Origin of the sequence: Dysosmobacter sp. HCP28S3_G4, assembly GCF_052065175.1 — a bacterium.
In the GTDB taxonomy this organism is placed as follows: domain Bacteria; phylum Bacillota; class Clostridia; order Oscillospirales; family Oscillospiraceae; genus Oscillibacter.
In genome coordinates this window covers 1-23678 of the sequence record NZ_JBQHUP010000029.1, presented here as the reverse complement: position 1 = coordinate 23678, position 23678 = coordinate 1, and the positions used below count along the sequence as shown (strand labels likewise).

The 23678-nt window shown below is 63.5% G+C and carries 20 protein-coding genes, 1 pseudogene and 1 riboswitch; of the genes and pseudogenes, 6 read left to right on the top strand and 15 right to left on the bottom strand.

The annotated features are described in order from the left end of the window. Nucleotides 1-8: 8 nt before the first annotated feature. A riboswitch (THF riboswitch) is annotated at nucleotides 9-112 on the top strand. 60 nt (nucleotides 113-172) lie between these two features. Both ACTNBU_RS08225 and ACTNBU_RS08220 read left to right on the top strand, forming a co-directional pair. Next, nucleotides 173-748, top strand: coding sequence for a folate family ECF transporter S component (locus tag ACTNBU_RS08225; RefSeq protein WP_441032657.1), 576 nt, complete (start codon nucleotides 173-175; stop codon nucleotides 746-748). Continuing rightward, nucleotides 748-2022, top strand: a complete 1275-nt coding sequence (locus ACTNBU_RS08220) for a bifunctional folylpolyglutamate synthase/dihydrofolate synthase (RefSeq protein ID WP_441032654.1) — start codon at nucleotides 748-750, stop codon at nucleotides 2020-2022. Before ACTNBU_RS08225 ends, ACTNBU_RS08220 begins: the two co-directional genes overlap by 1 nt. 63 nt (nucleotides 2023-2085) lie before the next feature. Here ACTNBU_RS08220 and ACTNBU_RS08215 read toward each other — a convergent pair whose 3' ends face one another. The 4 genes from ACTNBU_RS08215 to ACTNBU_RS08200 all read right to left on the bottom strand — a co-directional run bounded on the left by ACTNBU_RS08215 (nucleotide 2086) and on the right by ACTNBU_RS08200 (nucleotide 6169). Beyond that, a complete protein-coding gene (locus ACTNBU_RS08215; protein WP_441032651.1) occupies nucleotides 2086-3282 on the bottom strand; it encodes an ATP-grasp domain-containing protein in 1197 nt (398 codons plus the stop codon). Nucleotides 3283-3324: 42 nt separating this feature from the next. After that, a complete protein-coding gene (locus ACTNBU_RS08210; RefSeq protein ID WP_441032648.1) occupies nucleotides 3325-4080 on the bottom strand; it encodes an esterase family protein in 756 nt (251 codons plus the stop codon). Nucleotides 4081-4095: 15 nt separating this feature from the next. Next, on the bottom strand, nucleotides 4096-4863 hold the full coding sequence (locus ACTNBU_RS08205) for an alpha/beta hydrolase (protein ID WP_441032645.1): 768 nt from the start codon (nucleotides 4861-4863) through the stop codon (nucleotides 4096-4098). 139 nt (nucleotides 4864-5002) lie between these two features. Beyond that, nucleotides 5003-6169: a DEAD/DEAH box helicase gene (locus tag ACTNBU_RS08200; RefSeq protein ID WP_441032642.1), complete on the bottom strand. Its 1167-nt coding sequence runs from the start codon at nucleotides 6167-6169 to the stop codon at nucleotides 5003-5005. 259 nt (nucleotides 6170-6428) lie between these two features. On the opposite strand from ACTNBU_RS08200, the gene ACTNBU_RS08195 reads away from it, so the two are divergent. Together ACTNBU_RS08195 and ACTNBU_RS08190 are read left to right on the top strand one after the other, a co-directional pair. Beyond that, complete coding sequence (locus tag ACTNBU_RS08195; RefSeq protein WP_441032639.1) at nucleotides 6429-6908, top strand: CatA-like O-acetyltransferase; 480 nt, start codon at nucleotides 6429-6431, stop codon at nucleotides 6906-6908. A 149-nt stretch (nucleotides 6909-7057) separates the two neighbouring features. After that, nucleotides 7058-7246 (top strand): annotated as a pseudogene (locus tag ACTNBU_RS08190) (CatA-like O-acetyltransferase); the annotation flags it as partial. A gap of 67 nt (nucleotides 7247-7313) precedes the next feature. On the opposite strand, the gene ACTNBU_RS08185 reads toward ACTNBU_RS08190, so the two are convergent. The 6 genes from ACTNBU_RS08185 to ACTNBU_RS08160 all read right to left on the bottom strand — a co-directional run bounded on the left by ACTNBU_RS08185 (nucleotide 7314) and on the right by ACTNBU_RS08160 (nucleotide 16404). Then, nucleotides 7314-9746 carry a glycogen/starch/alpha-glucan phosphorylase gene (locus ACTNBU_RS08185; RefSeq protein ID WP_441032637.1) on the bottom strand — a complete coding sequence of 811 codons (2433 nt, stop codon included), beginning with the start codon at nucleotides 9744-9746 and terminating at the stop codon, nucleotides 7314-7316. Beyond that, nucleotides 9743-11563, bottom strand: coding sequence for a glycogen synthase GlgA (gene glgA / locus ACTNBU_RS08180; RefSeq protein ID WP_441032634.1), 1821 nt, complete (start codon nucleotides 11561-11563; stop codon nucleotides 9743-9745). The genes ACTNBU_RS08185 and glgA overlap by 4 nt, the downstream gene beginning before the upstream one ends. A gap of 308 nt (nucleotides 11564-11871) precedes the next feature. After that, nucleotides 11872-12984, bottom strand: a complete 1113-nt coding sequence (gene glgD, locus ACTNBU_RS08175) for a glucose-1-phosphate adenylyltransferase subunit GlgD (RefSeq protein WP_441032631.1) — start codon at nucleotides 12982-12984, stop codon at nucleotides 11872-11874. Next, nucleotides 12981-14189: a glucose-1-phosphate adenylyltransferase gene (locus ACTNBU_RS08170; RefSeq protein WP_441032628.1), complete on the bottom strand. Its 1209-nt coding sequence runs from the start codon at nucleotides 14187-14189 to the stop codon at nucleotides 12981-12983. The genes glgD and ACTNBU_RS08170 overlap by 4 nt, the downstream gene beginning before the upstream one ends. After that, a complete protein-coding gene (gene glgB / locus ACTNBU_RS08165; protein WP_441032626.1) occupies nucleotides 14186-16264 on the bottom strand; it encodes a 1,4-alpha-glucan branching protein GlgB in 2079 nt (692 codons plus the stop codon). The genes ACTNBU_RS08170 and glgB overlap by 4 nt, the downstream gene beginning before the upstream one ends. Next, a complete protein-coding gene (locus ACTNBU_RS08160; RefSeq protein ID WP_441032623.1) occupies nucleotides 16219-16404 on the bottom strand; it encodes a hypothetical protein in 186 nt (61 codons plus the stop codon). Before ACTNBU_RS08160 ends, glgB begins: the two co-directional genes overlap by 46 nt. 246 nt (nucleotides 16405-16650) lie before the next feature. Here ACTNBU_RS08160 and ACTNBU_RS08155 point away from each other — a divergent pair, with 246 nt between their 5' ends. Then, nucleotides 16651-17193, top strand: a complete 543-nt coding sequence (locus tag ACTNBU_RS08155) for a stage V sporulation T C-terminal domain-containing protein (RefSeq protein ID WP_441032620.1) — start codon at nucleotides 16651-16653, stop codon at nucleotides 17191-17193. Between the two features lie 82 nt (nucleotides 17194-17275). On the opposite strand, the gene pyk is transcribed toward ACTNBU_RS08155, so the two are convergent. The 4 genes from pyk to ACTNBU_RS08135 form a co-directional block, all read right to left on the bottom strand. Then, entirely contained in the window at nucleotides 17276-19021 is a 1746-nt protein-coding gene (gene pyk / locus ACTNBU_RS08150) for a pyruvate kinase (protein ID WP_441032618.1), read from the bottom strand. A gap of 216 nt (nucleotides 19022-19237) precedes the next feature. Then, the gene (locus ACTNBU_RS08145; protein ID WP_441032615.1) at nucleotides 19238-19450 is read right to left on the bottom strand and encodes a hypothetical protein; all 213 of its coding nucleotides are present in this window, start codon (nucleotides 19448-19450) and stop codon (nucleotides 19238-19240) included. A 94-nt stretch (nucleotides 19451-19544) separates the two neighbouring features. Continuing rightward, nucleotides 19545-20732: a sodium/glutamate symporter gene (gltS, locus tag ACTNBU_RS08140; protein WP_441032678.1), complete on the bottom strand. Its 1188-nt coding sequence runs from the start codon at nucleotides 20730-20732 to the stop codon at nucleotides 19545-19547. A gap of 7 nt (nucleotides 20733-20739) precedes the next feature. Then, on the bottom strand, nucleotides 20740-21705 hold the full coding sequence (locus tag ACTNBU_RS08135) for a TAXI family TRAP transporter solute-binding subunit (protein WP_441032612.1): 966 nt from the start codon (nucleotides 21703-21705) through the stop codon (nucleotides 20740-20742). A gap of 453 nt (nucleotides 21706-22158) precedes the next feature. Here ACTNBU_RS08135 and ACTNBU_RS08130 point away from each other — a divergent pair, with 453 nt between their 5' ends. After that, the gene (locus ACTNBU_RS08130; RefSeq protein WP_441032609.1) at nucleotides 22159-23454 is read left to right on the top strand and encodes a cation:proton antiporter; all 1296 of its coding nucleotides are present in this window, start codon (nucleotides 22159-22161) and stop codon (nucleotides 23452-23454) included. 18 nt (nucleotides 23455-23472) lie between these two features. Here the strand turns inward: ACTNBU_RS08130 and ACTNBU_RS08125 are convergent. Then, nucleotides 23473-23678: hypothetical protein (locus ACTNBU_RS08125; RefSeq protein ID WP_441032606.1), on the bottom strand; the 206-nt coding region annotated here is incomplete at its 5' end.

The following is a 23678-nucleotide window of genomic DNA, read 5'->3' as shown; positions in this document are numbered from 1 at the left end:
GAGACCCTGACAGAGTAGGGACAGCGCGTCAAGTGCCGGCGGATGGGAAGTTGCCGCCGGACGAAGGGGCCGGATCATGGAGCCCCGCGGTGCTGTGCCCGCATCCGCTGCCACAAAAGAGGAACGAAAGTCCTCCTTCTGTGGCAAACATCACAAAGGAGGAAAATTTCATATGAAGAACCGGAAAACCGGCCTGCAGAGCGTGCAGGCCCTTTGCCGCATGGCCATTCTGACGGCGCTGTACGTCGTCCTCACCACCACCCTGAGCCTGAAACTGCCGGGTGATATCCGCATCACCTTCGCGTCCCTGCCCATCCTGCTCAGCGCCATTCTCTACGGGCCGGGGGAGGCCGCCGTCATCGCCCTGGTGGGCGAGTTTCTGAACCAGCTCCTGGGGGGCTACGGCATCACCGCCACCACGGCGCTGTGGTGCATCCCCCCGGCGGTGCGGGCCGTCATCGTGGGTACGGCGGCGCTGGTCTGCCAGTCCGGAGTCCGTCCTCTGGAGCGGCGTCCCGTGGCCTGCTATTTCTTCTGCGTTCTGGGGGCCATGGGCACCACCGTGGCCAACACCGCCGTCTACTGGGTGGACAGCATGATCTACCACTACTACACCTTCGCCATCGTCTTCGGCTCCTTCCTGTGGCGGCTGTTCACCGGTGTGGTGACGGCTCTGGTAGTGACCACGCTGCTGCTGCCGGTGGCCCGGTTCCTGCGGAAGCAGGGCTACGCCCGGGAGGCCGGCTGATGGAGGACTTCGGCGGGATCATGGAGACCCTGTGCGCCCCCCGCTGGCAGGACCGGAAGCCGGGACTGGACCGCATGGCGGCCCTGCTGGCCCTTCTGGGGGACCCCCAGAAGCAGCTGCGGTTCGTCCACATCACCGGCACCAACGGCAAGGGCTCCACGGCCGCCATGCTCGCCGCCGTCCTGACGGCGGCGGGATATTCCACGGGACTGTTCACCTCGCCCCATCTGCGGCGGTACAACGAGCGCATCCGGGTAGACGGACGGGAGATCTCCGACGGAGAGCTGTCCGCCCTGCTGGAGGAGGTCCGTCCGCTGCTGGCGCGGCTGGGGGAGAAGCCCTCCCAGTTCGAGCTGCTGACGGCCCTGGGACTGCTGTACTTCCAACGGAAGGGCTGCGATTTGGCGGTGCTGGAGGTGGGCATGGGGGGCCGTCTGGACCCCACCAACGTCATCCCCTCCCCGGAGGCGGCGGTGATCACTGCCGTGGGCCTGGACCACACGGCGTACCTGGGGACCACCGTCCCGCAGGTGGCCGGGGAGAAGGCGGGCATCATCAAGCCCGGCTGCGAGGTGATCCTGTCCCATCAGAACCGGGAGGTGCTGGACGTGGTGGCGGCCCGCTGCGCCGATACCGGCGCGCGTCTCACCGTCACGGCACCGGAGGCGCTGACCGTGACCGCCCACAGTTTGGACGGCCAGCGGTTTTCCTACCGGGACCGGCAGGACCTGCGCATCGCCCTGCTGGGGCCCTATCAGACCCAAAACGCGTCCGCGGCGCTGGACGCCGCGGACGCCCTGCGCCGCCGGGGCTGGACCATTCCGGAGGAGGCCCTCCGCCGGGGATTGGCGTCGGCGTCCTGGCCGGGACGGTTCGAGGTGCTGCAACGGCGCCCCGACCTCATCGTGGACGGCGCCCACAATCCCAACGGCGCCGCCGCATTGGCGGACTGCCTGCGGACCTGCCTGCCAAACCGGCCCGTGACCTTCGTCATGGGGGTCATGGCGGACAAGGACAGCGCCGGGATGCTGGACCTTATGGCCCCGCTGGCTAGGTCCTTCGTCACCGTCACACCGGACAGCAGCCGCGCACTGGACGCCGCCGCCCTGGCAGCGGACATCCGCAGCCGGTTCGGCCTCACCGTGCGGGACGCCGGAACGGTGGAGGACGGCGTAGCTCTGGCTCTGTCGGACGCCGGACCGGAGGACGCCGTCTGCGTCTTCGGCTCGCTGTATCAGGTGGGCACGGTCCGGGCCATGTTCGGACGGGAATAAAACAAAACGAACCCCCTGCCGCAAAACGCGGCAGGGGGTTTCTGCGTCCCGGGGGGACGGCGCTTATTTGCACTGGAGGATGTTGCGGTAGAAGTCGTCCAGGGCCTCCTGGGTGGGGAAGGTGGCCACGTACATCTGGTTGCCCATGGCGCCGGACAGGGCGTCGGGGATGCGGTCCACCATCTTCATCTGGGCGCCGTACTTGGCCATGATGGCGTCGTGGTCCATGACGAAGTTCTTGCCGTCCCGGCGGCCGGCGAAGGCGCAGAAGGCGTGCTCACCCTCCGGCATGGTGGAGCGGTCGAAGGCGATCATGTCCGCCCAGATCTTGTACACGTCGGTGCTGTTGGCGTAGTTCATCATGTCGGGGGAGAAGCCGCCGCAGGGCCGCATGTTGACCTCCAGGGCCATGATGTCGCCCTTCTTGCCCAGACCCTCCTGGTCCTGGGTCAGGCGGAAGAATTCAAAGTGGACGAACCGGCTCTTGACGCCGAAGCTCTTGACGGTGGCCCGTCCGGCCTTCCGGGTGTCCTCCGGCAGGTCCTTGACGATGTAGTAGATGGAGTTGTCCATCTCGTTGACGATGTCCATGATGGACATGGGGGTGACGTTGCCGGTCTCGAACATGGGCTCGCCGTTGGAGTCGATGATGGCGTCGTAGGAGTTGACCTCCGCGTGGACGAACTCCTCCATGATGTAGGACACGCCCGCCTCGCAGTCCTTCTCGAACCACTGGCGCAGCTCCTCGTCACTGCTGAGCTTGTAGGTGTGGGAGGCGCCCACGCCGTTGTCCGGCTTCACCACCACGGGATAGCCCACCTCTTTGATGAAGGCCAGGCAGTTCTCGTAGTTGTCCACCAGATGGTACCGGGCCACCGCCAGACCGGCCTGCTTGTAGAACTCCTTCATCCTGGACTTGTACTTGATGCGGGGCATGTCCTCCACCTGGAAGCCGCTGGTGATGTGGAAGTCGGTGCGCAGCTGGGCGTCCCGCTCCAGCCAGTACTCGTTGTTGGACTCCAGCCAGTCGATGCGGCCGTACTTGAAGATGAAGAACGCCACGGCCCGGTAGACCTCGTCGTAGTTCTCCAGGCTGCCGACCTTGTAGTACTCGTTGAGGCTGTCCTTCAGCTCGGGGCGCAGCTCGTCATAGGGCTGATCGCCGATGCCCAGCACGTTCATGCCGTTGCGCTTCAGCTCCCGGCAGAACTGCCAGTAGTTGGTGGGGAAATTCGGGGAAATAAAGATCACGTTTTTCATAAGTGTCCCTCTCTTTGTCACACAAATCTCGTTTGCAGAAGTTCACTTTTCCAGCAGATAGGGCAGGAAGTACACCACCTGCTTGTACCACCAGTCCCAGTCGTGGGCGCAGTCGTAGCCCCACACGTCCACCCAGAGGTGGATGCCCTTTTCCGCGCAGATGTCCCGCACCCGGAAGGTGGTGTCGGGGATCTCCCAGGGACCCTGTCCCACGCAGATGACGCCCTTCTTCTGGTTGTACTGGGCCACGTAGGGGTGATCCGCCGGCAGGTTTGCCAGATAGTGGACCGGGGAGTTGAGATAGACCTGATCGTCCATGTAGCCGTCGAAGCCGTAGGCGGCGTCGTAGATGCCGCTGAGGGCCAGCAGCCGGTCAAAGAGGTCCGGACGGCGGAAGTACAGGTTGGCGGCGTGGGTGGCGCCCAGGGAGCAGCCGAAGACCAGCACGCCGGGCTCGCCCTCCCAGCCGTTGCGCTGGTTGACCATGGCCCGCATGAAGGGGACCATCTCATCGGTGATGTACCGGACCCACTGTTCATGCCGCCGGATGCGCCAGTAGGGGTCGCCGTCCTTGGCGGACCAGGTCTCCTTGTCCATGGTGTCGATGGAGAACACCATCACCTGGCCGGACTCGATCCAGGGCGCCCACACGTCCGTCATGTGGAAGTTCTCGAAGTCAAAGAACCGCCCGTCCTGGCAGGGGATGAACAGCACGGGCCGTCCGGCGTGGCCGTAGACCTTGCACTCCATCTCCCGGCCCAGGGCCGGGCTGTAATTTTTAAAATACTGTGTTTCCATGGGGATCAACCTCCGTCATGCCCAATCGTAGAGCAGAGTATTCAGGAAAAAGGGGATCTGCCGCTCCCAGCTGGCCTCGCAGTGCTCGCCGCCGGGGACGATGCGGCTGTCCAGCAGCACGCCCCGTTCCAGCAGCAGCTTGTTCATGCGGCTGAACTGGCGGAGCATCCGTTTGTGATTGCCCAGCTCCCGGGAGCCGTAGTCCATGTACAGCACCGTGTCCGGGGCGATATCGGCGCTCCGGACCAGCTGTTCCAGCTGCTTGGGCGCGCACCACAGGGAGGGGGACAGGGCCGCCGCCCGGGAGAAGACGTGGTTGTAGGCCAGCAGGGCGTACAGGCTCATGAGGCCGCCCATGGAGCTGCCGGCGATGAAGGTGAAGTCCCGGTCCGGCAGGGTGGGGAAGTTCTCATCGATGAAGGGCTTGAAGGTGTTCACCATCCAGTCCATGGTGATCTGGCCCCGGCCGGTGAACTTGCCCAGCTGGCGGTCCTGAAAGGACCAGGGGGAGTACTCGGACAGCCGCCCGTTGTCGGGACTGCGGTCGCACTCCACCGCCGCCACGATGAGGGGGGTCTCATGCTCGTCCAGGTAATTGCCCAGGCCCCAGCTCTTTCCGTAGGTGGCGTCCTCGTCGAAGAAGACGTTGTGGCCGTCAAACATATAGAGTACCGGATAGCGTCCGTCGGGATCATCCTCCAGGAAGTCGGGCACGTAGACGTATGCCCGGCGCTCCGTGTCCCCCGTCAGCTCCGGTATGGTGAGATTCCAGGTGTTGATCATTGTCAGGAGTCCTTTTCAAAAGGGTTTTCCGCTTTACAGCGGTATAGTGGTACTATACTATAGCACAGCGGTCCGGAAAAATCAATTCTCCGCGGGAAATATTGGCACAGGCGCCGGACTTTCATCCGGCGCCTGTCGGTCATTTGTTCTCTTCCACGATGGCCAGGTGGCCGTTCTCGTCGAACTTCACCGGCACGATCTCGTTGCGGGTCCGGCGGGCGATGTCGTCGATGCGCATTTTGGCGGGGTAGTCGGACACGAAGGTCACCGCCACGCCCTGCCGCTTGGCCCGGCCCGTCCGGCCGATGCGGTGGACGTAGTCCTGGTTCTCGTCGGGCACGTCGCAGTTGAACACGATGTCCACGTCGTCCACGTCGATGCCCCGGGCGGCCACATCCGTGGACACGAACACCCGCAGCTGGCCCTCCCGGAAGCGGTCCATGACCTTCTCCCGCTGCTTCTGGGGGATGTCGCCGTGGATGCAGTCCGCGTCTACGCCCCGCATCTGGAGGAACTTGCTGATGCGCTCCGTGGAGCCCTTGGTGTTGCAGAAGGCCATGCAGCGGTCGAAGCCCGTCTCGTCCAGAATGCGGGCGATGGCATCGGCCTTCTCGTTCATGCTGACCTCCATGCGGAACTGCTTGATGTCCGGCTTGTTCTGCTCGTCCTCCCGGACGGTGATCTCCGCCGCGTCCCGCTGGTACACCCAGGCGATGTCCATGACCTCCCGGGAGATGGTGGCGGAGAACATGCCCAGGTTCTTCCGCTTGTTCATCTTATCCAGCAGACGGGTGACGTCGTGGATGAAGCCCATGTCCAGCATCCGGTCCGCCTCATCCAGCACCACGGTGCGGGCGGTGTCCACCCGGACGGTGCGGCGCTTCATGTGGTCGCTGAGACGGCCCGGCGTGGCCACCACGATCTGGGGCCGCTTCTTCAGGGCGTCGATCTGGCGGCCGATGGGCTGTCCGCCGTAGAGACACACGCTGCGGACGCCGGGCTTGAACGCGGCGATGTCCCGCAGCTCGTCGGTGATCTGGATGGCCAGCTCCCGGGTGGGGGCCAGGATCACCGCCTGGACGGACTCGTCCTCCGGATCGATGTGCTCCACGATGGGGATGCCGTAGGCGAAGGTCTTGCCGGTGCCGGTGGGGGCCTTGGCGATGACGTCCTGCCAGTCCATCATGGGGGGGATGCACCCCGCCTGGACCGGGGTAGAGGTGGTCAGGCTCCGCTTTTCCAGTGCGCGCATGATCTCCGGGGACAGGCCCAGAGAGTCAAACCGCACGCCTTCCGTGATTTCCATTTCGTTCTCACTTTCCGTGGAAGGCCCGCGTCCGATGCCGCACATTCCCCGCCGGGGGGAGGTCCTTCCGCCTTCTGAATTGCGCAAATTCACGCTGAAATTGTATTATATCCGTACTTTTAAGATTTGTAAAGCCTTTCAGGGGATTTTATACCGGATGGACCACTTTTGTTTTCCGTGCTTACTCTACGGAGCGTCGGTTGCCGGGGCGGGGAAGGAGGGCTTATACTGGGGACATCCTGATCGGGAGGTATTTGACATGAAAGAGCTGCCCCTGTTCCAGCCCATCGACACAAAGACCTGGCCCCAGGCCCAGGAGTTCTGGTACTACACCCAGGCGGCCCCCACCACCTACTCCGTCACCGTTCCGTTGGACGTCACGGTCCTCCGCCGGACGCTGAAGCAGCGGGAAGCCCGGTTCTTCCCTGCCTATCTCTGGCTGGTGACCCGGGCCGTCCGGGAGGTGCCGGAGCTGCGGCTGGCGGTGCGGGAAGGGGTCCTGGGCCATTGGACGGAGCTGACGCCCACCTATCCCCAGTTCCACCCGGACGACGGCTCCACGTCGCTGCTGTGGACGGAGTTTGACCCGGACTTCTCCGTCTTTTACCGGCGCTATCTGGAGGACACCGCCCACTGGGGGGAAGATCACGGCATCCTCACCGGCAAGGGCGCGCCGCCGGAGAACAGCTACGTCATCTCCTGCATCCCCTGCTTCTCCTTTGATACTGATTTCAAATAAAATGCTTTATTTGAAATCCCGCGTGCTTTGCACGCTGGCGGCGCACGTATCATGCGCCGCCACGTCTCATAAAAACCTGACGCGCTTTGCGCTATAAAACGCTTTTCAAGCTTTTTATCAGGTTTTAGTATGACAGCTTCTCCCTCCACTGTCACGGCCTGAAGGACTACTATCTGCCCTCCTTTGAGGCCGGGGCCTTCCGGCGGCGGGGCAGGCGGATGGAGCTGCCGCTGTCGGTGACCGTCCACCACGCCGTCACCGACGGCTGGCACCTGAAGCGGTTCCTGGACCGTCTCCAGGAGAGCATGGACCATCCGGAGACATGGTTGCTGCCGTGAATCCTGCGGCGAAAAAACAGTCCCGGCCCTCAGGGCCGGGACTGTTTTCATCAAATGAACAGAACGCTTAAATGGTTCTGTGCTTCACGTGCCAGATGTTGTCGGCGTACTCCGCCACGGAGCGGTCGGCGGCGAAGATGCCGGAGCGGGCCACGTTGTGGAGGCTCATCCGGTTCCAGGCCTGCTGGTCGCGGTAGGTCTCCGCCATGCGCTGCTCCGCCTGCCAGTAGCTCTCGAAGTCCGCCAGCAGCAGATACTCGTCGGCGGGGGAGCCGCCGGCGCCGGTGAGCAGGCGGGTGAACAGGTCCTCGTAGCTGACGCCGTCCCGGAAGCCGCCGCGGAGGGCGTCCAGCGCCCGGCGGAGCTTGGGATCCCGGTTGTACAGCCGCTGGGGCAGATAGCCCTCCCGCTTCAGCTGCACCACCTCGTCGGCGTGGAGGCCGAACAGGAACATGTTCTCGTCGCCCAGCACGTCGTGCATCTCCACGTTGGCGCCGTCCAGAGTGCCGACGGTGAGGGCGCCGTTCATCATGAACTTCATGTTGCCGGTGCCGCTGGCCTCCTTGCCGGCGGTGGAGATCTGCTGGGACACCTCGCTGGCGGGCATCAGATGCTCGGCCAGGGAGACCCGGTAGTTCTCCAGGAACACCACCTGCAGCTTGTCCTTGCAGACGGGATCGTGGGCGATCTGGTCCGCCAGGGAGTTGATCAGATGGATGATGCGCTTGGCCACGGCGTAGCCGGGGGCGGCCTTGGCGCCGAACAGGAAGGTGTGGGGCTGGGTGATGGAGTTGGGGTCGTCCTGAAGCTGCTGGTACAGGGCGATGATGTTCAGCACGTTCAGCAGCTGGCGCTTGTACTCGTGGAGCCGCTTCACCTGGACGTCGAAGATGGCGTCGGGGTTCAGCACCACGCCCTGGGCCTTCTTGATGTAGGCGGCGAAGTCCTCTTTGTTCTTCCGCTTGATGTCCGCCATCCGGCGCAGGACCTCCGCGTCGTCGGCGTAGTCGTCCAGCTTCCGGAGGGTCAGGGGCTTCAGCAGATAGTCGTCGCCGCCGGTGAGGTCGCGGATCAGGCTGTCCAGCCGGGGGTTGATCTCACTGAGCCAGCGGCGGTGATCGATGCCGTTGGTGACGTTCTGGAACTTCCAGGGCTCCATGCCGTAGGTCTCCTTGAACACGTCCTTCTTCAGGATGTCGGAGTGGAGGCCGCTGACGCCGTTGACGGCCATGCCGCCGGCCAGGCACAGGTTGGCCATCCGGACCTCGCCCTCCCAGATGACGGCCATGTTCCGGACCTTGGACTCATCGTGGTAGAAGTTCATGCACTGCTCCTGCCAGCGGCGGGAGATCTCCGTGGTGATCTGCCAGATCCGGGGCAGCAGCCGCTGGAACAGATCCTGGGGCCAGCGCTCCAGGGCCTCCGCCAGGACGGTGTGGTTGGTGTAGGCCACGGACTGGCGGGTGATGTTCCAGGCGGTGTCCCAGTCCATGCCGGCCTCGTCCATGAAGATGCGCATCAGCTCCGGGATCACCAGGGCGGGATGGGTGTCGTTGATCTGGATGACGTTCTTCTCGTGGAAGTTCATCAGGGTGCCGTAGGCCTCCAGATGCTCCTTGGCGATGCACTGGACGGTGGCGGACACGAAGAAATACTGCTGCTTCAGCCGCAGAGACTTGCCCTCCACGTGGTTGTCCTCCGGGTACAGGACCTTGGCGATGGTCTCTGCCATGGCCTCCTCCTCGGCGGCCTTCAGATACTCGCCCCGGGAGTACAGGGACATGTCCACGGGCTTGCTGGCCCGGGCGTCCCACAGACGCAGGACGTTGGTGTGGCGGGTGCCGTAACCGGCGATGACCATGTCGCAGGGCACGGCCGTGACCTGAGTGGCGTCCTCCTGGACGATGTGCAGATAGCCGTTGTCCCAGAACTCCCGCAGATGTCCGCCGAAGAGGACCTGCTGGGACTCCTCGGGCTTGGGCAGCAGCCAGGCGGCGCCCAGATTGCGCCAGTTGTCGGGCAGCTCCACCTGCTGGCCCTCCACGATCTTCTGCTTGAAGATGCCCAGGTCATAGCAGATGGAATAGCCGGTGGCGGGGATCTCCAGGGTGGCCATGGAGTCCAGATAGCAGGCGGCCAGACGGCCCAGGCCGCCGTTGCCCAGGCCCGCGTCAGGCTCGATCTCGAAGATGTCGGCGGGCTTGAAGCCCAGGTGCTCCAGCGCCTCCTTCAACTGGGGCAGAATGCCCAGGTTGTAGGCGTTTTTCATCAGGCTGCGGCCCATCAGGAACTCCAGGGACAGATAGTGGACCTGCTTGTCCCCCTCCCGCAGGGTCTTCTTCCGGGTCTCCACCTTGCGGATGGCCATCACGTCCCGGATGACCAGGGCGCTGGCCTTCATGACTTCCTCATCGCTGGCCTCCTCGGCGGTCTTGCCGAAGTGGATCATCAGTTTGCTGGTCAGAGCGTCTTCCAGAGTCTTTGTGGTGAACGGTGTCATTCTTTTTCCTTAACCGCTTTCTTTTTGCCGGCGGCCTTCTTCACGCCGGTCCTGGCGGTTCCTTTCTGTTTAGGTTTGGCAGTGGCGGTCTTCTTGGCGGGGGCGCGCTTTGCCTTTTTGGCGGGGGCGGGTTCCTCAACAGGGGCGGCTTCCTCGACAGGAGCGGGCTCCTCAGCGGGAGCGGCTTCCTCAGCGGGAGCGGCTTCCTCAGCGGGAGCGGCTTCCTCGACAGGGGCGGGCTCCTCGACGGGAGCGGGTTCCTCGGCAGGAGCGGGCTCCTCAACAGGAGAGGGTTCCTCGACAGGCGCGGGCTCCTCGGCCGGGGCGGGCTCCTCAAAAGGGACAGTCTCCTCCACGGGAGCGGGGGCGGGCTCCACGGCGGGCAGGCCGGTGATGCTCTCGTAGATGTGCAGGTACTGACCGGCGCTGCGGGCCCAGCTGAAGTCCTCCTCCATGTCCCGCTTCTGGATGCGGGCGAAGGCGTCGTGGGAGTCGCGGTACAGAGCCACGGCCTGGCGGATGACGTACAGCATGTCGCCGGAGTTGTAGCTGGCGAAGGTGAAGCCGTTGCCGGCGTCGCGCCAGCTCTCGTAGGGATGGACGGTGTCCTTCAGGCCGCCGGTCTCCCGGACGATGGGCACGGTGCCGTAGCGCATGGCGATCATCTGGCTCAGGCCGCAGGGCTCACTCTTGGAGGGCATCAGGAACAGATCCGCGCCGGCGTAGATGGCCATGGACAGCTCCTCATTGTAGTCCAGGCGCACGGCCACCCGGCCGGGATACTGGCTGGCGGCCCAGCGGAAGAACTCCTCGTACTTCTGGTCGCCCTTGCCCAGGACCACCAGCTGCACCGGCAGCTCCATGATGTCATGCAGCACCTCGCACAGCAGGTCCAGGCCCTTGTGGGCCACCAGACGGGAGACCATGCCGATGATGGGCACGTTCTCGTCATCCCGCAGGCCCATGAGCTGGCGCAGGTACGCCTTGTCCCGGGCCTTGCCGGAGAGATCCCCGGCGGAGTAATTGGCGGTGATGATCTGGTCGTGGGCGGGATCGTACCGGGTGGTGTCGATGCCGTTGAGGACGCCGTGGAGCTTGTAGCTGCACCGCTGCATGATGCTCTCCATGCCGTGGGCGTAGAAGGAGAGCTTCAACTCCTGGGCGTAGGTGGGAGACACGGCGTTCACCGCGTCGGCGCACAGGATGGCGCCCTTCAGCAGATTCACGTCGCCGTCCATCATGATGGTGCCGTCGTCGGCCCAGCCGTGGTCCAGGCCGAACAGGTCGCCCAGGGTCTCCTTGCCGTAGCGGCCCTGGTACTCGATGTTGTGGACGGACAGCACGGTCTTGATGCTCCGGAACCGCTCCTCCCGGACGCCGTCATCCTTCAGGTAGATGGGCACCAGGGAGGTCTGCCAGTCGTTGCAGTGGATGACGTCGGGCCAGAACTCCAGGTGGGGCAGCATCCGGACGATGGCCCGGGAGAAGAAACCGAACCGCTCGCCGTCGTCGATGTGGCCGTACAGGGCGGGGCGCAGGAAATACTGCTCATTGTCCAGGAAGTACCAGGTGACGCCCTGATACTTCAGCCGGAACAGACCGCAGTAGATGTGACGCCAGGCCAGATCCACATAGTCGTAGCAGACGAACTCCAGCTGGCTGCCGAACTTCTCCTTCACCATCTGGTACAGGGGCAGGATCACCGCCACCTCGGCGCCGCAGGCGGCCAGGGCAGGGGGGAGGGAACCGGCCACGTCGGCCAGTCCGCCGGTTTTGCAGAAGGGGACTGCTTCGCTAGTTGCATAGAGAATTTTCATATTGGAGAACTCCTCTCTACATACCAATTTAAATATTATACAGCGTTTTCCGCGTAAAAGTTAAGATGTATTCTGAATAAAACGAACCGCCGGAAAGGTAGCACTTCCCGGTGGGTTTGCCCAAAAAATGGGGTATGCCCGGAGGAACAGGTGACGGAGACGGCCTGACGGCCTGCAAAAACAGGGCTGCCGGTCTTGCCGCGGCCCGGCGGAAAAGAAGGTTTGCCGTTGGAAAGCTGCACGACCGCCGGAGGCCGTCCGGACCCTACAGCGCGTCGAGGGGGGACTTGCGTCCCCCCTCGTGACCGTTAAACGACGCTGTCCTTCGCAATGACCAGGGGGTAGCTGCCGTGGCCCATCAGGGTCCGGTTGGGCAGGATCTCCACCCGCTTGTCGGCGATGACATAGGCCAGCTCGGCGCCCTTGCGGACGGCGGCATCCTTGAACAGGACGCAATTGCGTACCACGGCGCCCTCCTCCACGGTGACGCCGGAGAACAGGATGGAGTTCTCCACGCGGCCGGCGATATTGCAGCCGTCCGCCACCAGGGAGTTCAGGCAGCAGCCGTCGGGGGCGATGTAGGACGAGGACTTGTCGGCGCTCTTGGCCCGGATGGGACGGTCAGCGCAGAACAGCTCAGCCCGCACGCCGGGATCCAGCAGCTGCATGCTGCGGTCATAATACTCCTGAACGGAGCGGATGTAGGCGGCGAAGCCGCTCCAGACGAAGGACTGGATCTTCAGGGTGCTCTTCCGGGCCTGGAGCACGTCCCGGCGCCAGCTGTACTGGTCGTGGCTGGCGCAGTCGTCCACCAGCTCCAGCAGCAGCTTCCGGGACAGGATGTAGACCTCCAGACTGCGGCGGCCCCGGGGATTGTTCAGGTGGTACAGCACGTCCTTGACGCGGCCGTCGGCGTCCAGATCGAAGTAGGTGCCGTCCTCCACCCGGAAGCTGTCGTTGCCGCAGACGGCGGTGATGTCGGCGCCGCTCTTGATATGGGCCTGGAGAATGTCGTTCAAGGGCAGGTTCACCACCAGATCGCCGTCCATCAGGGCCACGTAGTCCTGACGGATCTCCTCCAGGTAGGAGCGGACGCCCACCAGCGCGTCCATCTTGCCGCGGAAGGCGGTATTGTCCACTTCCTCCTTGCTGGCGAAGGGAGGCAGCAGCTTCAGGCCGCCCCGCTTGCGGGACAGATCCCAGTCCTTGCCGGTACCCAGATGGTCCAGCAGGCTCTGATAGCGGCCGTTGAGCACGATGCCCACGTCGGTGGCGCCGGCGTTCACCAGGTTGGACAGGGCGAAATCCACCGCCCGGTACCGTCCGCCGAAGGGGATGGAGGAGGGAGAGCGGATCTCACTCAGCTCCCGCAGGTCGTTGCGATTTTCGTAGCAGAAAATAATTCCGTGCAGTCCGTTCATCTTTTAACCTCCTCGCCTTCGCGGTTGAGCATGGTCTTGGGAGGAACGATGCGGCCGTCCTCCAGTTTGCATCCGGGAGCCAGCACCGTCAGGCCCCAGTTGTCGGGATCGCTGTCCTCGGGAGCGCCGCCCACATGGCAGCCCTTGCCCACATGGCAGCCCTCGCCCAGGATGGCGTAGCGCACCACGGCGCCCTCCTCCACCTGAACGCCCGGCAGGAGCACGGAGTAGCTGACCTCCGCGCCGTGGGCCACGTTGACGCCCTGGGACAGGACGGAGTTCTCCACCACGCCCTCCAGATCGCTGCCGCGGTTGAAGGCGCTGTGGGTGACCCTGGCGTCGCGGCCCAGGAAGGCGGCGGGGGCGGACACGGTGCGGGCGTAGATGGGCCAGCTCTCATCCAGCAGATCCAGGCCGGATTCGGGGGAGAGCATGTCCATGTTGGCGTCCCACAGGGACTCCAGGGTGCCCACGTCCTTCCAGTAGCCCTCGAAGCGGTAGGCGGTCATCTTCTGGCCGTCCGCCAGCATCTTGGGGATGATGTTCTTGCCGAAGTCGTTGTCGGAGTTGGGGTCGGCCTCGTCCTCGGTGAGGTACTTCCGCAGGGCCTGCCAGGAGAACACGTAGATGCCCATGGAGGCCAGGTTGCTCTTGGGCTCCTTGGGTTTCTCCTGGAACTCGGTGATGTTGTCCTCGCCGTCCACGTTCATGATGCCGAAGCGGGGAGCCTCAGACCAGGGCACCTCCATGACAGAGATGGTGCAGGCGGCCTGGGCCTCCTTGTGGCGCTGGACCATCTTGGAATAGTCCATCTTGTAGATGTGGTCGCCGGAGAGGATGACCACGTACTCGGGGTCATACAGGTCGATGAAGCCGATGTTCTGATAGATGGCGTTGGCGGTGCCCTTGTACCAGGTGCCGCCCTTGCTGCCCTGATAGGGAGGCAGGATGTGGACGCCGCCGGTGGAGGCGTCCAGGTCCCAGGGCTGGCCGGAGCCGATGTAGCTGTTCAGTTCCAGGGGACGGTACTGCGTCAGCACGCCCACCGTGTCGATGCCGGAGTTTGTGCAGTTGGACAGGGGGAAGTCGATGATGCGGTACTTTCCGCCGAAGGGCACCGCAGGCTTTGCCATGTCTCCCGTCAGGACGTACAGCCGGCTTCCCTGCCCGCCGGCCAACAGCATGGCGATACACTCTTTTTTCATTGAACCGTCTCCTTTTTCTCTTTCCGGGGCTTCTTCGCCGCAGATTTGGTATTGGGGACCGCCTTGGCGGCGGACTTCACCGTCTTGGCGGATTTTTTCTTCGCAGGAGCTTTCACAGTCTTGGCGGTCTCACTGGCCTTCATGGCCTTCTCTGCCTTGACGGCCGCCGTCTTGGCCGGCTTTTTGGCCCGGGGCTTGGGATAGTGGCCCTCACCCATCAGGAACACGCCGCCGAAGGGCGGGATCTTCAGCTCCACGGAGTGGTCCTTGCCGTGAGAGGGCTTTTTGTGGACCCGCACCGGCTTGTCGTCGCCGAAGCCGCTGCCGCCGAAGACCTCCGCGTCGGTGTTGAACACGGGCTTGTACTGCCGGTGATCAGGGACGCCCACCCGGTAGCCCTCGTAGGCGTTGGGGGAGAAGTTCACCGCGCACAGGAGGTCGTTGCCGTCCTTGTCCTTCCGCAGGAACACCACCACGTTGTTGTGGTTGTCGTCGGGCACCAGCCACTCGAAGCCGGACCAGTCGAAGTCGATCTCCCACAGGGGACGCTGGCTGTTGTAGAAGTGGTTGGCCTGCCGGAAGAACTCCAGGGTCTTCTGGTTGATGTCCTTGTCCAGCAGATACCAGTCCAGCTGCTGCTTGGAGTTCCACTCATGCCACTGGCCCAGCTCCGCGCCCATGAACAGCAGCTTCTTGCCGGGATGGGCCAGCAGGTAGGCGTAGAAGCCCCGGAGGCAGCGGAGCTGGTTCTCATAGTCGCCGGGCATCTTGCCCACCACGGAGCCCTTCATGTGGACCACCTCGTCGTGGGAGATGGGCAGCACGAAGTTCTCGGAGAAGGCGTACATCATGGAGAAGGTGATGTCCTTGTGGTGGTCCTGACGGAACCAGGGGTCCAGCTTCAGGTAATGGCACATGTCGTTCATCCAGCCCATGTTCCACTTCAGGTTGAAGCCCAGACCGCCGATGTGCGCGGGCTTGGTGACCATGGGCCAGGCGGTGGACTCCTCGGCGATCATCAGCACGTCCGGGTCCACGGAGAAGGCCATGCGGTTCAGGCCCCGGAGGAACTCGATGGCCTCCAGATTCTCATGTCCGCCGTACTGATTGGGGGTCCAGGCGCCGCCCTGACGGTCGTAGTCCAGATACAGCATGGACGCCACGGCGTCCACCCGGAGGCCGTCGATGTGGTATTCCTCCAGCCAGAACCGGGCGGAGGAGTAGAGGAAGCTGATGACCTCCGGGCGTCCGTAGTCGAAGACCCGGGTACCCCAGGAGGCGTGCTCCCACTTGTTGCGGTCGCTGTACTCATAGCAGCAGGCGCCGTCGAACTCATAGAGGCCCTGGGCGTCCTTGCAGAAGTGGGCGGGCACCCAGTCCAGGATGATGGAGATGCCCTTCTGATGCAGGTGGTTGACGAACCACTGAAAGTCCTCGGGCTTGCCGAAGCGGGAGGTGGGGGCGAAGTAGCCGGTGCACTGATAGCCCCAGGAGTCGTCCAGAGGATGCTCCGTCACCGGCAGCAGCTCGATGGCGTTGTAGCCCAGATCGCTGATGTAGTCTGCCAGCTGGACGGCCAGCTCCCGGTAGTTGTAGAAGGTGCCGTCCTCCTTCAGCCGCCAGGAGCCCAGATGGACCTCATAGATGTTCAGCGGGGAGGAGTAGACGGGGTGTTCGTGCTTCCGCTTCCGGAAGTCCCCGTCGTCCCAGGCGAACCGGGAGAGGTCGTAGAGCTTGCTGGCGGTGGCGGGCCGGACCTCGGTGTGGAAGCCGTAGGGGTCGGCCTTGAAGTGCATCTTGCCGTCCGCGCCGTCCACGGCGTATTTATAAGATGTATACTCCGGAAGATCGGGGATGAAGCCCTCCCAGACGTCGCCGTTCCGGGTCAGAGGATCTTTTGACGCGTCCCAGTTGTTGAACTCGCCCACCACGGAGACGCCACGGGCGTGGGGCGCCCAGACGCGGAACTGCCAGCCGTCCCGGCCCTGCTGCTGCGCGGGATGGGCACCGAGCCAACGCCAGCCGTCGGTCAGTGTTCCGGCATGAAACTGCTCCGCCTGTCCTTTTTCTGCCATGAAATTTCTCCTCTCAGGCCGGACGGGAGGTGGTCTCCCTCCCTGCCGCGGCCGTGTATTGTCCTTTTGTATCTGAATATGTTTCCTGCATTATACCATTTTTCTCGCTTTACATCAAGGACAGGCATGTCAAAATCCATTTCTGCTTTTCGTGCAGATTGCCATTTTTTTCAGCTATTGCGTTCCTTTTTGGAAAACCATATGGGCAGAATGCCCAAAATTTCCAAAGGTTTCACCTTTCCACCGGAAAGTTGGATTTCCAGAACAAACCATGGCGGCTCCCAGTATAACTAATTTTTGACTGCGGATAATAATGGCTGTGACGCCTGCCTCCCATGGGAGGCGGCGGATATGGAGATGAAAACACAGAGAAAGGTTCTGATGGATTGAAAGCAACAGGCATTGTCAGGCGAATCGACGACCTCGGGCGGGTGGTGATCCCCAAGGAGATCCGCCGCACCATGCGCATCCGGGAGGGCGACCCGCTGGAGATCTACACCAGCCGGGACGGCGAGGTCATTTTCAAGAAGTACTCCCTGATGGGCGGCGTGGAGGAGTTCGCCTCCCAGATCTGCGAGACCCTCAGCAAGAGCACCGGCTTCATCTGCGCCGTGACGGACCGGGACACGGTGGTGGCGGTGGCCGGCGGCGGACGCCGGGATCTGCTGGGAAAGCGCATCACGCCGGAGCTGGAGCGGGTGCTGGACGGACGGAAGATCTACCAGCGTCAGAACGGCGCCCAGGGCATCCCCGTCAGCGACAGCAGCGACAAGCTCATCGCGGCGGTGGCGGCGCCCATTCTGTCGGAGGGGGACCTGCTGGGAGCGGTGCTGATGATCGGCCAGGACCCCATGCCCCAGACCGGGGAGACGGAGTACAAGCTGGCCCAGACCATCGCCGCCTTCCTGGGCAGGCACATGGAGTCCTGACCGGAAAAACCGGGGCGGCTGGGACTGCCCGCTGCAAAGAGAAAACGCCGCAGGACATCCGTCCTGCGGCGTTTCAGGCTGTTCACTGGGGCAGCACCTGGACCGCGCCCCGGCCGCAGTCCACGGCTACCAGGACCCCGTCCTTCAGGATGCGGGTGGCGTTGACGGCGCCCACCAGCACCGGCTTGTTCAAAGCCAGGCCCACGGTGGCGGCGTGGCTGTTGACGCCGGACTCCTCACTGATGACGGCGGCGGAGCGGCGGATGGTGTCCATCAGGGCGTTGCTGGTGTAGGGGACCACCAGAATGTCCCCGTCCCGGAACTTGGCGTCCACGTCCGCCAGGGTGCGGCAGACGCACAGCTTTCCGGTGACGGTGCCCTGGCCGATGCCGATGGCGTTCAGCAGTCCGCCACCCACCATGTGGACCTGGATCATGTTAGTGGTGCCGGAGACGCCCACGGGGACGCCGGCGGTGATGACCACCAGATCGCCGGAGCGGACCAGTCCCGCCTTCTTGGCGGTGGACATGGCCAGCTCCACCAGCTCGTCGGTGCTGCCGGCGTAGGGCATCAGAATGGGGGTGACGCCCCAGCACAGGGCCATCTGCCGCTGGACGGTCTCGTCCACCAGGCAGGCCACCACAGGCGTGCCGGGATGGAAGCGGCTTACCAGCCGGGCGGTGGTGCCGCTGGCGCTGACGGTGATGATGGCGTCGGCGTTGATGTCCATGGCGGTGGTGCAGGCGGCGTGGGCCGTGGCGGCGGCAATGGACAGCCGGTTCTCACCGGCCAGATGCCGCAGGCGGCCTGCGTAGTCGATCTCGCCCTCCGTCCGCCGGGCAATGGCGTCCATGGTACGGACGGCGTCCACGGGGTACTTGCCCGCGGCGGTCTCACCGGAGAGCATGATGGCGGAGGTGCCGTCGTAGATGGCGTTGGCCACGTCGGTGATCTCGGCGCGGGTGGGCCGGGGGTTTTCCATCATGGAGTCCAGCATCTGGGTGGCGGTGATGACGGGCTTGCCGCAGGCCACGCACTGGGCGATCATGTTCTTCTGGATGATGGGCACCTCCGTGAAGTCGATCTCCACGCCCATGTCGCCCCGGGCCACCATAATGCCGTCGGCGGCGGACAGGATCTCCCCCAGATTGCTGATGCCCTCCTGATTCTCGATCTTGGCGATGATGCGGATGTGGGAGCTCTTCTCCTCCAGCAGGCGGCGGATCTCCTGCACGTCGGCGGCGGAGCGCACGAAGCTGGCGGCGATATAGTCGAAGCCCGCCTCCGCGCCGAACAGGATGTCCTCCCGGTCCCGCTGGCTGATGTAGGGCATGGACAGCCGCACGCCGGGGACGTTGACGCCCTTGTTGTCCTTCATGGTGCCGTCGTTCTCCACCCGGCAGCGGATGTCGGCGGCGGTGACCTCCAGCACGGTGAGCCGCACCAGACCGTCGTCCAGCAGGATGGTGTCGCCGGCCTTCACGTCGCCGGGCAGCTCGGGATAAGTGATGGAGCAGCGGGTCTCATCGCCGGGAACGTCCTCGGTGGTGAGGGTGAACTCATGGCCGGTCCGCAGCTTCACCGGTCCATCCGCGAAGGACCGCAGCCGGATCTCCGGGCCCCGGGTGTCCAGCATGGCCGCCACCGGCAGCCCCAGCTCCTCCCGCAGGGCCTTCAGGGTGTCCAGACGTTTCTGATGCTCGGCGTGGCTGCCGTGGGAGAAGTTGAACCGGGCCACGTTCATGCCCGCCAGCATCATCTCCCGCAGGACGCCCTCCCGGTCAGTGGCCGGGCCCAGGGTACATACGATTTTTGTCTTCCGTGTCATAGCATTACCGCCTTTCGGTGGGGCTCCCACCTTTGATCTTTGAATGTTCATGTCTTGTTTCACCGGTATCATACCATAGCGCGCGCCGCATTTCCAGCCGGTTTTGCGGACGGCTATGTAAAGCTTTTACAAAATCGATGTAAATATTTCGATGATCTGCACAAAAATCAGGAAAAATCCGCCGGGAGAGCCTGTGCTCTCCCGGCGGACGCCGGATCACTTTTTATGCTTGTGGGGGGGATTGATCTCAGGGACGGCCAGGTTGTCGTAATCCACCGTGTAGCCCTCGGATTCCTCCCGGGGCTTCTCCGGCTCCGGCTGCACTTCGCCGGTGTGGATCTCGGGGATGGCCAGATTGTCGTAAGCGATATCAGGACGCTTTTTCTCCGGCTGCTGCCGGTCCTTGTCCTGGCTGGACTTGAAGAACATATGATTCACCTCTTGCGCACAGTCTTTCCCGACAGCCGCGGAGTATAACACAGATGTGTCCCCTCCGCAAGCTGCCGGGAGAGATTTCGGCGTATTATACCAAATTGATGAAGAACGTGATGATCATGGTGTTGAAGAAGTCGGCGAACAGGCTGCCCACCAGAGGCACCAGCAGATACGCCTTCACGGAGGGGGCGAACCGGTCGGTCAGGGCCTGCATGTTGGCCATGGCGTTGGGGGTGGCGCCCATGCCGAAGCCGCAGATGCCGGCGGTGAGGACGGCGGCGTCGTAGTCCCGGCCCATGACGTTGTACACCACGAAGTAGGCGTAAATGGCCATCAGCAGCACCTGGCCCGCCAGCAGCAGGATCAGGGGCAGGGCCAGATCCGCCAGTTGCCACAGCTTCAGGGTGATCATGGCGATGCCCAGGAACAGGGACAGGCAGATGCCGCCCAGGTCGTTGATCTCACCCATGTGGATGGTGAACTTGCCGGAGAACTCACCGGCGTTCCGCATGATGGCGGCCACGATCATGGCGCCGATGTAGGCGGGGAAGGTCATGCCGGTCTTGGACAGGAGGATGGACACCACAGAGCCGATGCCCATGGCCAGGGCCAGCTGGTACACGGCGGGGGCGTACATGGAGATGCTGCGCTCGTGCTTCTCCTCGTCCTCCACCAGGATAGTGTTGTCACCGGCCACGGCGGTCTCCAGCAGGTCGTGCTTCAGGATGAGCCGGCGGCCCAGGGGGCCGCCCATGAGGCTGCCGCCGATAAGGCCGAAGGTGGCCGCCGCCGTGCAGAGGGTGGAGGCGCTGGGAAGGCCCAGATCCTGCAGCACCGTGCCGAAGGCGCCGGCGGTGCCGTGTCCGCCCACCATGGGGATGGAGCCGGTGCACAGGCCCACCAGGGGGTCCACGCCGATGACGGTGGACAGGCCCAGGGCCAGCAGGTTCTGTCCGCAGATGAGGATGATCACCAGCAGCAGGAACACGATGAGGGACTTGCCGCCGCTCTTCAGGACCTTCAGGTTGGCCTGGAAGCCCACGGAGGTGAAGAACATCACCATGCACACGTTTTTCAGCGTCTCGTCAAAGGAGAACTCCAGGATGCCGAAGCTGTGGAGCACGCAGGTGAGGATGGCGAACACCAGACCGCCCACCACGGGGGCGGGGATGCAGAAGGTCTCCAGGAACTTGATCTTCTTCCGCAGGAAGGCGCCCAGGAACAGCACCAGGACGGCCACTGCCACGGTTTGGTACATATCAACTTGAATGGTCAGCATCGTCTCAGCCCTCCGTTTCCACGCTGACGCCGTTTTCGGCGTAGAATTGTGCCGCGCCGGCATGATAGGGGATGGTGATCCCCTCCAGGGCGCTGTCCAGGGTCAGAGGGGTGTCGGCGGGGGTGGAGAGCTGGAGGGCGTCGGCGTTGTCGAACAGTCCGGCGGTGATCTGATACACCTGATCGCTGCTGAGCTTGTCGCTGGCCAGCAGCACCGCCCGGACGCCCACGGCGGCCACGTCCTCCGTCTGACCGGCGTAGGTCCCGGCGGGGATGGTGCAGGCGGTGTAGGACTCATAGGTATTCGTCAGGCGCTGGAGCTTGTCCGCGTCCTGAGGCACCACCACGATGTCCGCCTGACGGGCCAGGTTGGCCACGGCGGTGGTGGGAGCGCCGGCGGTGCAGAAGAAAGCGTCCAGAGTGCCGTCGGCCACAGCCGCGGCGGCGTCGGCGAAGGACAGGTGCTGGACCTCCAGCATGTCAAAGGACAGGCCGTAGGCCAGCAGGATCTGCTCCGCGTTCTGGATGACGCCGGACTCCTCCTCGCCCACGGAGACCCGCTTGCCCTCCAGGTCTGCCACGGACTGAATGCCGGAGGCGGCGCTGGCGATGATCTGGCAGGGCTCGGTGTACAGGCTGGCCACGGCGCTGTAGCCGGTGCGGGCCTGGCCCTCAAAGAGGCCGGTGCCGTGCCAGGCGTTGTCCGTCAGATCGGACTGGGCGATGGCCAGCTGCAGGTAGTCCTCCGACAGCAGGCGGAGGTTGGCCATGGAGCCCGCCGTGGCCTTGACGTCGAAGACGGTGGTCTCATTGCCCAGCAGCTCGCTGACGGCGGTGCCGTAGGCGTAGTAAGTACCGCCGGTGCCGCCGGTTCCGAACCGGAGGTCGGCGGATTTGTCTCCGCAGCCGGCGGTGAGGGCCATGATGGCCGCCGCCAGCAGGAGACAGAGAATGCGCTTTCTCTGTTTCATGTGACTGTTCCTTTCTTTTTGCAGTTGTCCGCAGCTGCCGGAGGTCACCGTCCGATTCGAAAAAGGGCCTGCCCAGACGATTTTCGGCCCGCCGGCCTTCCTCCCGGCTCCCGTTCGCCGCGGCGGCGTGGGGAGAGAAAGAGGAGAAGAACGGCAGAGCGGCGGTATTTTCGACAGAAACCGCAGATGATCCCGAAACATTATAGTACAATTTTACGTGTCCGTAAAGAGACAATTTTTTCACAATGAAAAGAAAAGAATGGAATGCAGAGAGATCCTGCCGGGGAACGGTGCTGCTGACGCCGGTGTTTTTCGCTGTCCAGAGGGAAAAGCCCTATGAAACTGCTGGAGATTTTTGACGAAATTTTTGTACAAATTTATGCTTGAAAACCAAAGGGAAACGATTACAATTGCAGTCTGCAAAAGAAGATTAGAACAGAGAGGAAGATGACGATGTCATATGGATTTCTTCTGGATCTGGCGCTGATCCTGCTGAGCACCAAGCTGCTGGGCCTGGCGACCCAGCGGTTCCAGATGCCCCAGGTGGTGGGCGCGCTGCTGGCGGGACTGTTCCTGGGCCCCGCCGGACTGAATATTCTGTCGGAGACGGAGCTGCTGTCCCAACTCAGTGAGCTGGGCGTCATCGTGCTGATGTTCTCCGCCGGCATGGGCACAGACATTCAGGAACTGAAAAACAGTGGGAAGGCGGGCTTTCTGGTGGCCCTGCTGGGCGTACTGGTGCCGCTGGTCATGGGCACGGCACTGGCCTGGGGCGCGGACCGGGCCGGCATGGTGGACTGCGCCGGCCTGCTGGAGGACGTGTTCGTGGGCACGGTGCTGACGGCCACCTCCGTCAGCATCACGGTGGAGACCCTGAAGGAGATGGGGAAGCTGGACACCAAGGCGGGCAACACCATCCTGGCGGCGGCCCTCATCGACGATGTGCTGGGCCTCATCGCCCTGACCCTGGTCAGCAGCGTGGCCGGGGGAGACGAGAGTCTGCTGACGGTGGTGGTGAAGATCCTGCTGTTCTTCGTCTTCGCCTTCGCCGTGGGCTGGGGCGCCAAGGGCCTGTTCTGCCGGATGATGGAGCAGCAGCATGAGCGGAATCTGCGCCGCTATCCGGTGCTGGCCTTCGTGCTGTGCCTGCTGATGGCCTACTGCGCGGAGCGGTTCTTCGGTGTGGCGGACATCACCGGCGCCTACGCAGCCGGACTGGCCATCTCCTGCACCCCCAAGGCGTCCTACATCCAGTCCAAGTACGAGCCCCTGGGCTATCTGCTGCTGACGCCGGTGTTTTTCGCCGGCATCGGCATCAACGTCCGGCTGACGGGAATGAACGCCGGACTGGCCCTGTTCTCCGCGCTGCTGCTGGCGGTGTCCGTCATCTCCAAGCTGGCGGGCTGCGGCTGGGGCGCCAGGCTCTGCGGCTTCAGCGGCCGGGAGAGCGTCCAGGTGGGCGCGGGCATGGTGTGCCGGGGCGAGGTGGCTCTGATCGTGGCCAACCGGGGGCTGGCCATGGGCGTTCTGAGTCCGTCGCTGATGACCCCCGTGATCATCACGGTGGTGGGCGGCACCATCCTGACGCCCATCCTGCTGAAGCTGGCCTTCCGGGGACAGCCCGCGTCCATGGGCCGCAGCGGCAGCCTGACGGACCGCTACAGCAAGACGGAGCAGTTGGATATCGTGTCCGCCCGCCTGCTGGAGAAGGACCGGGAGATGATGGGAAAGAACAAAGAGCGTACCTGACAGGAAAAGCCCGCCGCGTTATGCGGCGGGCTTCAGGCTGTCGAGAAACCCGGTTGCGCAATTAGGCGGCAACCGGGTTTTCAGCACATATTCGGGAAAATAGAATCGAAAATAGGGTCTGTCCCAAATTCTGTGTAAACGCCGAAATGCGGTGCAAATAGAGCAAAATATATTCAAGGTGGAAGTGGTGCAAGCTGCTGCCGCCTTGTTTTCAAAATAACAGT